At 72.9% G+C, this 13,372-nt stretch carries 11 protein-coding genes; 7 read left to right on the forward strand and 4 right to left on the reverse strand.

Annotation, left to right across the window (positions count from 1 at the left end; all coding sequences use genetic code 11):
• Nucleotides 1-59: 59 nt before the first annotated feature.
• The gene (locus MNZ27_RS02525) at nucleotides 60-2,984 is read left to right on the forward strand and encodes an FAD-binding and (Fe-S)-binding domain-containing protein (RefSeq protein WP_242392450.1); all 2,925 of its coding nucleotides are present in this window, start codon (nucleotides 60-62) and stop codon (nucleotides 2,982-2,984) included.
• Nucleotides 2,985-3,021: 37 nt separating this feature from the next.
• Here the strand turns inward: MNZ27_RS02525 and MNZ27_RS02530 are convergent, their stop codons facing one another.
• Nucleotides 3,022-3,651, reverse strand: coding sequence for a class I SAM-dependent methyltransferase (locus MNZ27_RS02530; protein WP_242392451.1), 630 nt, complete (start codon nucleotides 3,649-3,651; stop codon nucleotides 3,022-3,024).
• A gap of 190 nt (nucleotides 3,652-3,841) precedes the next feature.
• Between MNZ27_RS02530 and MNZ27_RS02535 the strand changes: the two genes are divergently transcribed.
• A complete protein-coding gene (locus tag MNZ27_RS02535; protein WP_242392452.1) occupies nucleotides 3,842-4,381 on the forward strand; it encodes a carboxymuconolactone decarboxylase family protein in 540 nt (179 codons plus the stop codon).
• Nucleotides 4,382-4,589: 208 nt separating this feature from the next.
• On the opposite strand, the gene MNZ27_RS02540 is transcribed toward MNZ27_RS02535, so the two are convergent.
• Nucleotides 4,590-5,168, reverse strand: coding sequence for an RNA polymerase sigma factor (locus MNZ27_RS02540; protein ID WP_242392453.1), 579 nt, complete (start codon nucleotides 5,166-5,168; stop codon nucleotides 4,590-4,592).
• A gap of 155 nt (nucleotides 5,169-5,323) precedes the next feature.
• On the opposite strand from MNZ27_RS02540, the gene MNZ27_RS02545 reads away from it, so the two are divergent.
• Together MNZ27_RS02545 and MNZ27_RS02550 are read left to right on the forward strand one after the other, a co-directional pair.
• On the forward strand, nucleotides 5,324-5,794 hold the full coding sequence (locus MNZ27_RS02545; RefSeq protein ID WP_277957488.1) for a putative zinc-binding protein: 471 nt from the start codon (nucleotides 5,324-5,326) through the stop codon (nucleotides 5,792-5,794).
• A gap of 217 nt (nucleotides 5,795-6,011) precedes the next feature.
• A complete protein-coding gene (locus MNZ27_RS02550) occupies nucleotides 6,012-6,194 on the forward strand; it encodes a hypothetical protein (RefSeq protein ID WP_242392455.1) in 183 nt (60 codons plus the stop codon).
• A gap of 259 nt (nucleotides 6,195-6,453) precedes the next feature.
• On the opposite strand, the gene MNZ27_RS02555 is transcribed toward MNZ27_RS02550, so the two are convergent.
• Nucleotides 6,454-7,716: a M20 family metallopeptidase gene (locus tag MNZ27_RS02555; protein WP_242392456.1), complete on the reverse strand. Its 1,263-nt coding sequence runs from the start codon at nucleotides 7,714-7,716 to the stop codon at nucleotides 6,454-6,456.
• Between the two features lie 117 nt (nucleotides 7,717-7,833).
• Nucleotides 7,834-8,823 carry a DUF362 domain-containing protein gene (locus tag MNZ27_RS02560; protein ID WP_242392457.1) on the reverse strand — a complete coding sequence of 330 codons (990 nt, stop codon included), beginning with the start codon at nucleotides 8,821-8,823 and terminating at the stop codon, nucleotides 7,834-7,836.
• Nucleotides 8,824-9,408: 585 nt separating this feature from the next.
• Between MNZ27_RS02560 and MNZ27_RS02565 the strand changes: the two genes are divergently transcribed.
• The 3 genes from MNZ27_RS02565 to MNZ27_RS02575 all read left to right on the forward strand — a co-directional run.
• The gene (locus MNZ27_RS02565; RefSeq protein ID WP_242392458.1) at nucleotides 9,409-10,893 is read left to right on the forward strand and encodes an efflux transporter outer membrane subunit; all 1,485 of its coding nucleotides are present in this window, start codon (nucleotides 9,409-9,411) and stop codon (nucleotides 10,891-10,893) included.
• On the forward strand, nucleotides 10,890-11,468 hold the full coding sequence (locus MNZ27_RS02570) for a MarR family winged helix-turn-helix transcriptional regulator (protein WP_242392459.1): 579 nt from the start codon (nucleotides 10,890-10,892) through the stop codon (nucleotides 11,466-11,468). Before MNZ27_RS02565 ends, MNZ27_RS02570 begins: the two co-directional genes overlap by 4 nt.
• 36 nt (nucleotides 11,469-11,504) lie before the next feature.
• Nucleotides 11,505-13,372, forward strand: a 1,868-nt coding sequence (locus MNZ27_RS02575) for an FUSC family protein (RefSeq protein WP_242392460.1), incomplete at its 3' end; no start/stop codon positions are given.

The following is a 13,372-nucleotide window of genomic DNA, read 5'->3' on the forward strand; positions in this document are numbered from 1 at the left end:
GCCGCCAGGCAGCGGAGTCGAAGGGCTCAGGCGAACGGAGGTGTGGTTACCCTTGGGCGATGGCAGCGACGCCGCCGAAGCTCACGCCGCTCGAGAGCTCGCACGCGCACGCGCGCGATCGGTTCCGCGCGGCCGACGCGCTGCAGCGCCGCCTCGAGGAGACCGTCAGGGGCGAGGTGCGCTTCGACGACGGCTCGCGCGCCCTGTATGCGACCGACTCCTCGAACTACCGCCAGGTCCCGATCGGCGTGGTCGTCCCGCGCGACGACGCCGACGTCGAGGCGACCCTCGCCGCCTGCCGGGAGCACGGCGCTCCCGTGCTCCCCCGCGGCGCCGGAACGAGCCTCGCCGGCCAGTGCTGCAACGTCGCGGTCGTCCTCGACTTCTCGAAGTACATGCACGGCATCCTCGCTCTCGATCCCGCCGCCCGGACGGCGCGGGTCCAGCCGGGGGCCGTGCTCGATCACGTGCGCGACGCGGCGGAGCAGCACCACCTCACGTTCGCGCCGGACCCGGCCACCCATAGCCGCTGCACGCTCGGGGGGATGATCGGCAACAACTCGTGCGGCGTCCACGCGCTCATGGGCGGGAAGACCGTGGACAACGTCGAGCGGCTCGAGGTCCTGCTCTATGACGGGACGCGCATGACGGTCGGCCCGACCTCCGACCCCGAGCTGGCGCAGATCCTCGCCGCGGGCGGGCGGAAGGCCGAGATCTACGCGGGCCTGAAGCGGATCCGCGACACGTACGCACCGCTCATCCGCGAGCGGTTCCCGCGCATCCCGCGCCGCGTCTCCGGCTACAACCTCGACGAGCTCCTGCCCGAGAACGGCTTCCAGGTGGCGCGCGCGCTGGTCGGGACCGAGGGCACGTGCGCCATCGTCCTCGAGGCGACGCTGCGGCTCACCGCGAGCCCACCATTCCGGCGGCTCGTCGGGATCGGGTTCTCCGACCCGTACCTCGCGGCGGATGTGGTCCCGGAGATCCTGTCGCACGAGCCGATCGGGCTCGAGGGGTTCGACGGCCACGTGATCGACGCGATGCGCTCGAAGCAGATGCGCCTCGACGAGCTGAAGCTGCTCCCGGAAGGGCGCGGCACGCTCCTCGTCGAGTTCGGGGCCTGGACCGAGGAGGAGGTGGACGCCCGCGCGGAGGCGTTCGGCCGGTGGGTCGCGACCCTGCCCTCGCACCCCGGTCACCGGATCTACACGCGCGGAGAGGCGGCGCACGCATGGGCCGTGCGCGAGGCGGCGCTCGGCGCCGTCGCGATCCAGCCGGGGAAGCGGCCGGCGTGGGAGGGCTGGGAGGATGCGGCCGTACCGCCGGACCGGCTCGGCGTCTATCTCCGCCGTCTGCGAGGACTGCTCGAGGAGTATGGGTACGAGAGCCCGCTCTACGGCCACTTCGGCGACGGCTGCGTTCACACCCGCATCACCTTCGACCTGCAGAGCACGCCCGGAATCCTCGAGTTCCGTGCGTTCCTCGACCGCGCCACCGACCTCGTGGTCTCGCTCGGCGGGTCGATCTCCGGCGAGCACGGGGATGGTCAGTCCCGCGGCGCGCTCCTGCCGAAGATGTTCGGGCCGGAGCTGGTCCAGGCGTTCCGCGACTTCAAGCGGCTCTGGGATCCCGACAATCGGATGAACCCCGGGAAGGTGGTCGACGCGCGCCAGCCGCAGCAGGACCTCCGCCTGGGCGCCGACTACCGGCCGCGGCGGATCGAGACCTACTTCAAGTTCCCGAGCGACGGCGGGTCGCTCGAGGCGGCGACGCTCCGCTGCGTGGGCGTCGGCGCGTGCCGGAAGCAGCTGTCCGGGGTGATGTGCCCGAGCTACATGGTGACGCGCGAGGAACGGCACTCGACCCGCGGCCGCGCGCACCTGCTCTGGGAGATGCTGCAGGGCGAGGTCATCGAGCGCGGTTGGCAGAGCGAGGCGGTGAAGGAGGCGCTCGACCTGTGCCTGTCCTGCAAGGGCTGCAAGGGCGAGTGCCCGACCCAGGTGGACATGGCGACGTACAAGGCCGAGTTCCTGGCGCATTACTACCAGGGCCGGCGCCGCCCGCTCCGCGCGTACGCGTTCGGCAGGCTCGACCGGTGGGCGCGGCTCGCGTCCCGCACGCCGCGGCTCGCGAACGCGCTCGGGCGGGCCGGTCCCACGCGCGCGCTCGCCAACCGGCTCCTCGGGCTGCATCCGCTACGGCGATTGCCCGAGGTCGCCCGGACGACGTTCCGCGACCGTGTGGCCGGGCGGGCGCCGCCGCCTGGGACGCACGGGGACGTCCTCCTCTGGGCCGACACCTTCACCAACTACTTCCAGCCGTACGTCGCGGAGGCCGCCTACGAGGTGCTCGCCCGCGCCGGCTTCCGCGTGCGCGTCGTCGAGCGGCCGGTGTGCTGCGGGCGGCCGCTCTACGACTTCGGGCTGCTCGAGGTCGCGCGGCGATACCTGACCGACGCGATGGACGCCGTGGCTGGCGAGCTCGCGGCGGGGACGCCGATCGTGGTCCTCGAGCCGAGCTGCGCGAGCGTCTTCCGCGACGAAGCCACGAACCTGCTCGCCGGCGATCCCAGGGTCGGCAAGCTCCGGGCCCAGACGATGCTCCTCGGGGAGCTCCTCGCGAGGCACGCCCCCGACTACCGGCCGGCGGCCCTCGCCCCCGAGCGGCCCATCCTCGTGCACCCGCACTGCCACCAGCGATCGGTCCTGGGGATCGACTCCGAGATCGCCCTGCTCGAGGCGACCGGCGGGAAGGTCCAGCTCCTCGACAGCGGGTGCTGCGGGATGGCGGGGCCGTTCGGGTTCGAGAGGGACAAGTATGAGGTGTCGCAGGCCCTGGGCGAGCGCGTGCTGCTGCCGGCGGTGCGCGGCGCGGCGGAGGGCACGGTGATCGTCAGCGACGGGTTCAGCTGCCGGGAGCAGATCGCGCAGAACACGTTTGCGCGCGCGGTGCATCTCGCGGAGGTGCTCGCGGGGCGGGTTTAGGGCGGCTCGCCGGGGAGGACGTCGCCGCCAACGCACCCTACGCGCCGGCCGTACGCGCCGCCACCCGCTCGACCACCCCGAGCTTGGACCTCTCGAGCTCCTCCACCTCGAACCCCGCGGTCTCGAGGAGCTCCAGCGGCTCGCGGACGAGGTGGTCCCCCTCGAGCCATACCGTAATCGGGTCCAGGGCTCGCTGGATGGCCCGAACGACCACCCTCGGGCTGCGGACGTGCTCGAGGAGGAGCACTCGCCCGCCGGGACGGACCACGCGCCGCATCTCCGCCACGGCCGCGCCCGGATCCGGGATGGAGCAGAGCGCCAGCGTGCAGACGACGGTGTCGAACGAGGAGTCCGGGAGCTCGAGCGCCTGGGCGTCGCCGAGGCGCAGGTCCGCGGCGCGCCCCAGCTCCGCGGCGCGCTTCTTGGCGATCTCGAGCATCCCGGCGCTGATGTCCACGCCGGTGAGGCGGACGTCGCGTGCGTACAGCGACAGGTTCCTTCCGGTGCCGACGGAGATCTCGAGGACGTCGCCGCGAGCGCGCGAGCACACCCACTCGCGCCCTCCCTCGAGCAGGAGCCGCTCGGGCACGCGAATCGCCCGGTCGTACCGCGAAGCGATCCGATCCCAGATCCGACGGACCCGCTCCGATTCATCGCTCCTCGACATCGTCCTTCCCCGCGCGAGATGAGATGCATGGCGGACCGCACCGGGACCACCCTGCCCGAGCGAACGTCACGGCAGCGACGAGCCCGGTCGCGGCAGGTATATCGGGCAGCTCGGCTGCCACACCCCGGTCCCCCCCACCGCGTACCCCAGATCGCGCCAGTCCCCGGGTATACACCCACCGAGGACGCCCGTGTCCGAGCTGCGCGGCCTCACCGTCCGGGAGGCGGCGGGCGTGCTGGGCGTGAGCCTCGGCGCGGCGAAGATCCGGCTCCACCGCGGCCGGCGGGCGCTCCGGGACCTCGTGGATCGCGAGTGCCGGATGTTCCGCGACGAGCGGAACGAGCTCTCCTGCGAGCCGGCGGCACGAGGGACCGCCGCGAGCTATCCGTCCCGCGAGGTGCTCGCCGAGCTCGCCGGACTCGCCCTGCCGAAGAGCGTCTACACCGAGGCGGTGCAGGAGCTCGTCGCGATCGGCGCGGCGATCGCGGCCAACTGCGAACCGTGCTTCCGGTACCACTTCGACAAGGCGCGGAAGCTCGGCGTGTCGAAGGAGGACATGGCTCGCGCGGTCACCACCGCGCAGACGGTGAAGGAGTCGCCGGCGCGCGCCGTCCTCGCGCTCGCCGAGAAGTACACCGGCTCGAGGATCGTGACGAAGGACGGGCGGGACGCCTGCCGGCCGGCGCCCGACGGTGAGCCCAGCTCGCCCACCCCCGGCAAGTGCTGCTGAGGACGCGATGGAGCTCGTCCCGCGCGCAACGCGCTACCTCTTCTTCACCGGAAAGGGCGGCGTCGGGAAGACCACCGTCGCGGCGGGGCGGAGCGCGACGCGCACGCCGCGGCGCTCGAGTGAACGGAGCGCCGCCAGGGCCCACGAGGCCTCCTGGCGGCGCGTCCCGGCGGTGCACGGACGTGCGAAAAGGATACGCGGCGTCGAGCTACGACGCCGCGGGGAGCACGGGTGCCGGAGCGGCTCGCTCGCAGACGAGCTCGGTCCATTCGTCGCGATATACGCTGCACTCGCAGGTCATGAGCGCGCGGAGCGCCTTGCGAGCGCGGTGCAACTGGATCTTCGCGGACGAGAGCGTGATGCCGAGCGCCTCGGCGGCCTCGCGATCGCTCAGCCCGCGAATCTCGGAGAAGACGAGCACCGCCCTCTGATTCACGGGCAGGCGCGCGATCAGCTCCAGGATGCACGCGCGCGTCCGGCGCCGCACCGCCTCCCGATCCGGCGCGAAGTCGCGCGCGTCGGAGGACGGCGCCGCGACCGACGGATCCTCACGCTCCCGGACCGCGCGGTTTCGGAGCAGGTCGATCGCCACGTGGGTGGCGATCCGGTACAGCCAGGTGGCGGGGCGCGACTCGGCCCGGTACGTTCCGAGCGCTCGCTGCGCCCTCTCGAACACGTCGTGCGTCAGGTCCTCGGCGTCGTGTTCTCCCACCATGCGCGCGAGCAGTCGCCGTACTCCCCGCTCATGCCTCCGGTACAGCTCCTCGACGAGTGCCCCCTCCGGCATCGTACCCCCCATATCGGCATCCTACGAACTCTCACGGACAGTGCGCAAGCGTCGCTTCACCCCAGACCCGAGCCTGCAACCCTTTTGCGTATCCATTTCTGGCCTCCGTTCGTCTGATCCGATGAGGGCACTCGAGCCCTGTCACGGAGGAGACGATGGGATGCGGAGCGGCGGGCACCAGCTCGAAGCGCGTGTGCTCGGATGCGCAGCGTTACGTTCAGCGTGAGCTGGCCGGTGCGCCGAAGCGCGCAGTGATCGCCTGCGAGGGCGCCTGCATCAAGGGAGAGGTGGCGCGTTCCGCCGCCAACCTGCTCGCCTACCGGCTCGAGCGCGACCGGGCCGTGCGGATCTGCCTCGGCGACGCCGCCACCGCGGATTCCGGGATGCTCGCGCTCGTCGAGCGCGCGCCCGAGGTGATCGCGGTGGAAGGTTGCCCCCTGCACTGTGGCACGGCCATCCTCCACACGCGCGTGCCGGGGCTCGCCACCACGATCATCGACGCGAGCCGCCTCTTCGAGTACGACCGCAGCCGGTACTTCGAGGTCCTCGACATGCCACGGGCCGAGCTGGACGCCCACGCGGCCGAGGTCGCCGAGCAGATCCGCCGCGAACACTTCGCACGCTGAGGTGTCTCGCGAGATCCGTGTCTCGCGAGATCCGCGAAAGTCTTCGAGTGCGCGGGTCGAGTCCCGATCCGCGCGGACGCGCGAGTGGAGTTGTCGCTGTCCCTCATCTAGCTGTCTCGCCGTTTTGTCACATATCGATTCCTCCAACGCGGAGAGGCTCCCCTGTACGGCTCCATCGGCTTCCTCGGCGCAGGGCGCATCACCCGCATCATGCTCGATGGCCTGGCGCGGGCAGGCGTGCTCCCCGGCCGCATCCTGGTCCACTTTGCTCTCCGCTGCGCTCTCCCCGGCCGAGGTCATGGACCTCGTCCCGGTGCGCCCCCTCGCCGAGGACGAGCCCGCAATCCGGTCCGCGCTCGACCGGCGCCTGCGCGCCATCTTCCAGAAGCTTCGGAGCTAGTCGACGGGCGCGCCCGAAGACAGCGCGCGCTCGAGGAGGCTCTCGCCGGCGGAAGCGCTGAGCGCGCAATTTCGTTCCTGCGCGTTGCCCCTCCGTCGCCCGTGAGCGGATACCTCACGAGGTCGTACCGCCAATCGAACAGCTCTTGCGAGCCGAGCCATCTCGACATGCGGCGGTCGCGAGTGGGCTCACCTGCCCGCGGCGAGCTCAGCGCGGCGGGGAAAGGGTCAGAGGGCGTCGACCGCCAAGCGGGTGATGATCACGTCGCGAGCCACGCCATCGCGGCGGCCGTGGCCGCCTCGACGCCGGCGCGCAGGGTGGGATGCAACACCGGCGCGAAGCGAGGGTTGTGGTTGGTGGGGAGGTCGCCCATTCGGCCGGCGGCCTGGGCCTTCCGGTACGCCTCGGGATCGGTCCCGCCCACGAACCAGAACACCGAGGGTACGTGCCACTCGGCGCCGAAGCAGCCGAAGTCCTCGCTCGCCGACGTCGGCTCCACCTCCCGGACGCGCTCGGGAGGGAAGCTCCGGTCGAACGACTCCACCACGCGACGGGTCGCCTCCGGATCGTTCCGGACGGACCGGTAGCGGTCGAGCGGGGTGATCTCCGGCGGCCGGGGCGCTCCCGACGCCGCGGCCTCCGCGTTCACGATCCGCTCGATGGCGGCGAGCACGCGCGCGCGGACGCCCTCGTCGAAGGTGCGGACGTTCAGCTTGATGAGCGCCTCGTCGGGGATGACGTTCTCCTTCGTGCCAGCCTGTAGCGCCCCCACCGTCACGACGGCGGACTCGGTCGCCGCGACCTCGCGGGAGACGATGGTCTGCAGGCGGAGCACCGTCGCCGCCGCCATCACCACCGGGTCGATGCTCGCCTGAGGCATCGACCCGTGGGCCCCGCGGCCGAAGAGCCGGATCTGCAGGCTGTCGCCGGCGGAGGTCATGACCCCCGCGCGCCAGCCGAGCACGCCCGCGGAGCCGACCATGACGTGCTGACCCAGCACGACGTCCGGCTTGGGGAACCTGGTGAAGAGGCCGTCGTCGATCATCGCCTGGGCGCCGGCGGCGATCTCCTCGGCCGGCTGGAAGACGGCGAGGAGCGTCCCCCGCCAGGCGCCGCGGCCACGGCCGAACAGCGTGGCTACGCCCGCCAACCAGGCGACGTGCAGGTCGTGGCCGCAGGCGTGCATGACCGGAACGGTCTTGCCGTTCCCGTCGGTCGCCGTGACGGTGCTGGCGTAAGGCAGCCCCGTCAGCTCCTCGATCGGCAGCGCGTCCATGTCGGCGCGCAGCATGACGGTGGGACCGTCGCCGTTGCGCAGCACGCCCACCACGCCGGTGTTCCCGATCCCCGCCGTCACCTCGAAGCCGGCGCCGCGCAGCCGCTCCGCCGCGATCCCCGCCGTCCGGGTCTCCTGCATCGAGAGCTCGGGGTGCGCGTGGAGGTCGCGGTAGAGCTTCTCCAGCTCCGGGAGCAGGCCGTCGAGCGGGGCGAGCAGCTCGCTCACGCCGGGTGCATGCGCCATGTGTTTCCTCGCGTCGAGGACAGGAAGCGCGCTTCACCGACGCTTCGAATCCTAGACACGGCGCGGAGAGCTCGCAGGCTCCGGCGAGTCAGCCCAGGCGGGGCTTCCAAACCCAGGCTACACGCGGATCAGCTCGTACTGGTCGTTCCCCATGCGCAGGGCCTTCATGTACTCGAGCTGGTGCAGCCCGCCCCGGGACTCGATGCGCTCGACGATGTCGTGCCGCCGCGCCTCCGGGAGCCCGTACACGAGGTCGATCGAAGCCTTGTCGATGGCCAAGATGTCCGTCGAGCCGAGGATTCCGATGTCCGGGCAGGTCGGTTTCACGCCGTGGGCGTCGCAGTCGCAGTCGACCGAGATGTTCTTCAGGACGTTGATGTACGCGATGTGAGCGCCGAAGTGCGCGGTGACGGCGTTGCCCGCCTCGACCATGCGCTCGAGGAAGAGCGGCCCCCTCGGCCAACCATCACCGTGGATCTGCCGCTTGCCGACCCGCCCGGACGCGCAGCCGATGGCGATGTTCTTGAGCGAGCCTCCGAACCCGCCCATGGTGTGGCCCTTGAAGTGCGTGTAGACGAAGAGCGAGTCGTAGGTCGGGAGGCTCTTGCCGACCGCCACCTCCGTCAGGTGCGCTCCTGGAGTGGAGGCGGCGCGCGCGGCGGCGGGGGCGGCCGGCACCGGGAGCAGGGCGTCCCCCTCGGCGTCCATGACGTCGATCGGGCAGAAGTCGAACCCGTTGGTCTTGAGCGTCTCGAGGTGCCCGGCCGTGGTCTGCCTCGGGCTCGGGTACAGGACGTTGCACTCCACGATGGTGCTGTTCGGAATGCGCGGCTGCAGCCCCTGGATGAGCTCCAGCGGCAGGATGTTCGGGCCGTGCGGCTCGCCGCTGTGCAGCTTGATGCCGATCCGGCCCGTCAGCCCTTCGTTGATCCTCGAATAGATCCTCAGCAGTCCATCGACGCTGAGGTCCTTCGTGAAGAACACGCGGGACTTGGCCTGGGGCCGGGCCGCGGCCGCGCCCGCCCCCGGGAGACCGGCGATGGCTACGGTGCCGAGGGCGATGGCGCCGTTCTTCAGAAACGTGCGACGCTTCACGAGCTTCTTCACGTCGTTCCCCTTTCCGCTCCGCGAACAGGCCTGCGGCGAGACGCTGGACGAGATCGGTCCCGCAGCATACGCCGCCATCCAGCGACGACTCCCCCGCGAAAAACGGATGGGCCATCCAGGATCTCTTCACGGTCCGTGGCTGAGGCATGGAGCTCCCCTCGACGCACAACGGCCAACTGCTTCGGCGACTTCTACACGCGCACCGAGGGCACCTCCCGAGTCGAGCAGGTGGCGAGGCTCGTCGGCGGTCCTCGTCCAAACCGCTATCCGGAGAGCTGCCGAAGCGCGCGGCACGGGTTCCCAGCCGCGAAGACGTCGTCACGGCCGGCATGGCCAGGGCGTCCAGCGAACCGGGCAAGCTCGATTTCGTCACTCCGTCTGGTCGATGAGGCGACCGAGCGCCCGATCGCCGGCCGGATCGTTCCGGTTCCTACTCTCGCTTCGAACCTGCCGCCGATCGTCGAGGTCTCCTCAGCCAAGCTCGATGGAGGACGGCACTCGCGCCGACCGCGGCGGCGACCCCTGCCGCGCCTTGACATTCCAGGGCAGGCCGTTATCTTTCCGGCCCCCCGGAGAACCCCAATATTGGATTATTCAGAAACGCGGGCTCGCGGCGCCCCCGCCGTCGCGGCCCTGTCCCTCGTCGTCCTCGGCGCGGCCGGCTGCGCCTCCCCGGGCCGGATCGCCCCGCGGGAGCACCTCGCCGACACCGCCGCGCTGGCGCCCGGCCACGAGATCGCCGAGGCCGAGCTCGCCGGCCGCTGGCCCGACGCCGACTGGTGGCTATCGTTCGGCGACCCCCAGCTCGACGCCCTCGTGGCCGAGGCCCTCGGCCACGCCCCCCGGCTCGCGGTGGCCTCGGCGCGCATCCGCCAGGCGCAGGCGTTCGCCGACGGCGCACGGGCGGGGCTCCTCCCCTCCGTGGACGCGGGCGCGGCCGCGATGCGGGTCCATCCCTCCGATTTCCAGACCCCCAAGGCCACCGAGTGGCAGAACCAGGCGCGGCTGGGGCTCTCGTACGAGCTCGATCTGTGGGGGCGCCACCGGAACGCCCTCGAGGGCGCCCTCGACGGCGTCCAGGTCGCCGCCTACGAGGCGAGGTCCGCCCGCCTCGCCCTGGTGGGCGCCATCGTGCGCACCTACGCGGAGCTCGCGCTCCAGCTCGACCTCCAGGACTCGGCCCGGAGCGTCCTCGAGGACCAGCAGAAGAGCCTCGAGGTCGCGCGCCGGCGGATGGCAGCCGGGATCGGGACCGAGCTCCCCGTCCGCCAGGCGGAGACCCAGATCGCGACCACGCGCTCTGAGCTGGCGCAGCTCGACGGGCGCGCCGCGCTGCTCCGGCACCAGCTCGGCGCCCTCGTCGGCGCCGGCCCCGGTGCTGGCGACCCGCTCCGCCGCCCGGCGCTCCGGCTCGACCCGTCCGTCGCCGTGCCGAGCCGGCTCCCCGCGGAGCTCCTGGGGCGCCGGCCCGACGTCCTCGCCAGCCGCTGGCGCGTGGAGCGCGCCGCGCGGGAGATCGACGTGGCACGGGCGGCCTTCCTCCCCAACGTGGACCTCGCCGCGTTCGCCGGCGTCTTCGCGTTCGGCTTCACGAAGCTCTTCACCCCGGACGCCGTCGGGTGGGGCGCCGGTCCGGCGATCTCCCTCCCCATCTTCGAGGGGGGGCGGCTGCGCGCCGGGCTCGAGGGGCGCACCGCCGAGTACGACGCCGCGGTGAGCGACTACCAGGCCACCCTGGTGGACGCGCTGACCGACGTCGCCGACCAGCTCGCCAGGCTCGGATCGCTCCGGCGCGAGCAGGCGGAGCGCGAGGTCGCGCTCGCCTCGGCGGAGCGCGCGCACGCGCTCGCGCTGCAAGCCTACCAGGCCGGCTTCGGCGACTACCTCGACACCCTCGTGACCGAGATCGCCCTCCGCGGCGAGCGCGACCAGCTCGTCCGGCTCCGCTACGCGCAGCTCGAGGCGGGCGCCGCCCTGACCGAGGCCCTCGGCGGCGGCGTGGTCCCGGAGGCGGCGGCGTACGCCGCCGACGCCGCGCCGGTGCGCGTGGCCGCGGAGGCGAAGCCATGAGCGATCGCGTCCCGAAGCACGCCGGTGCCTCCGAGCCCCCGACCGCGGGCGGCGAGCGGCGCGCGGCCGCGAGCGACCGCGTCGGGGTCCTGGACCGCCTGGAGCGGCACCTCGAGACGGTCGCCGACCTCTTCCCGGGCTTCCCCTCCCACCTCGGCCTGCTCGTCCGGATCGCGGCGCTGGTGGAGCGGCGCATGATCGAGGCCGGGAACGCGGTGCTGAAGCCGCACGGCCTCACCTACCCGATGTACCAGGTCCTCGTCGTCGCCCCCCCGACCGGCTCGGGCGGGATCACTCCAGGTGAGATCGCGACCATGACGGGCGAGCGTCCCACCAACGTCACGCACCTCTGCGACGAGCTCGTGAGCAACGGGTGGATGACCCGCCGGCGCGACGCCTCCGACCGTCGCCGCGTCCTGCTCGGGCTGACCGCCGCCGGCCGGCGCGTCCTCGCCGAGGTCCAGCCGCAGATGTGGGCGACCTGGCACCGCCGGTTCGCCGGGCTCGACGCGGGCGAGCGGCGGGCGCTCCTCGCGCTCCTCCGCCGCGAGCACGCGAACCTCGAGGTCGACTGAGTGGCGCCCGGGTCGTCTTCGACCGCGGCCGGCCCCGTGCCCCCGCGGACGGGCTGGCGCGCGCTCCTGCGCGAGGAGGCAGGCTGCTGGGGGCACGCGCTGCGCACGGCGGCCGGCGCGTCCCTCGCGCTCTGGATCGCGCTGCGGCTCGATCTGGGAGCGCCCGGCTCCGCGGCGCTCACGGCCGTGATCGTCTCGCTCCCCACCGCCGGACAGTCCCTGGAGAAGAGCCTCGCCCGGCTCTTCGGGACCGCCGTCGGCGCCGGGGTGGCGCTGCTCCTCGTGATGGTCTGCGCGCCGGAGCGGGATCTGTTCATCCTGGCCATGTCGGCCTGGCTGGCGATCTGCGTGGCGGGCTCGGCGTGGTACCGGCAGAAGGCGGCGTACGCCTGGATGCTCATGGGGATCACCGCCTGCTTCGTCGGGCTCCCCGGCATCCAGGCCCCCGAGCACGCCTTCGACCTCGCCGTCGACCGGCTCACCGTGATCTCGATCGGCGTGATCTGTGGCGGGCTCGCCACGGCCCTGGTGTTCCCCCGCGCGTCGCGCGACGACGCGGTCGCCGCGGTGCGCGCGGCGTTCCGCGATTTCGTCGCCCACGCCTCGCGCTGCCTCGTGGGGGATGGCCGGCGGGCGGAGGCCGACGTGCTCGACCGGCACTTCGTCCGCAAGACGATGAACCTCGAGTCCGCCCGGATCTCGACCGCCTTCGAGGAGCCGGAGCTGGCGCAGACGCGGCGACTCGACGGCTTCATCAGCGCCTTCATGCTGTCGTCCACCACCGCCCGCGCCGTCGAGCACCTGCGCGCGGACCTCCGGGCGCGCGGGCAGCGCGCGGTGCTCGCGGCGCTCCACCCGGTCGCCGAGCGGGTCCTGGCGGCGCTGCGCGCCCCCGGCGACCGCGCCCCGTCCAGCGCGGCGGAGGCGGCGCCGGTCGCCGAGACCCTGGACGCCCTCGCGGCACACTGGGGGGCGCACGCCGGCGAGGCCCGCGGCCGGCTCGAGGCCTCCGCTTCGCCCGGCGACCGGCTCGCGCTCGACGGCGCCCTCGCCCTCCTCCGGCAGCTCGTCCGCGAGGCGCGCGAGCTCGCCCGGGCCTACGCCGACCTGCGGGCGCCCCCGGGAGGCGCCCCGCTCCCGGCGCGCCCGCTCTGGCGCCGGCCCGACGTGCTGGGCGCGGCCGTGGTGGGGCTGCGCGCGGCGCTCACGTTCCTCGTCGTCTGCGCGCTCTGGGTCCTGACCGCGTTCCCGGCCGGCGAGTTCGCGGCGACGACGGCGGCGGTGGGGATCTCGGTCTTCCAGGCCTCCCCCAGGCCGGTGACCTCCTCCAGGCGGGAGCTCGTCGGGTACGTCCTGGCCTTCCCGATCGCGTTCGCCGCCTGCGCCTTCGTGCTCCCGGCGATGCAGGGGTTCACCCTCCTCGTGGCCGGGCTCGCCCCGATCCTGCTCTTCGTCGGCTACCTGACCGCCCGTCCCGCGACCGCGGTGTTCGCCTGGCCGCTCACCGCCCTCTTCTTCATGTCGCTCCGGATCACCGACCAGCCGACCTACGACATCGGCGCGGTGATGAACACCGCCCTCGCCGCCATGCTGGGGATCGCGGTCCCGCTGGTGGGCTACGCGGTGGTGCTGCCCAACGAGAGCCGCGTGCGAGCCGCCCTGCTCGAGCGGGCGCTGACCCGCCAGATCCGCGCCGCCCTCGGCCGGCGGCGGTCGCACCGGCGCCACCGGTTCGAGGCGGCCGTCCGGGATCTCACGCTCCAGCTCGCCGACCTGCCGGGCGCCGCCGCCGACGAGCGGCGGCGGCGCGTCCTCCACGGGGTCCACGTCCTCGAGGCGGGCCAGGCGGCGCTCTCCCTCGCGACCCTCCGCGGGCGCGGCGCGCTCCGCGCCTGGACCGCCGA

It is taken from the genome of Anaeromyxobacter oryzisoli, assembly GCF_022690765.1.
Taxonomy (GTDB): Bacteria; Myxococcota; Myxococcia; order Myxococcales; family Anaeromyxobacteraceae; genus Anaeromyxobacter; species Anaeromyxobacter oryzisoli.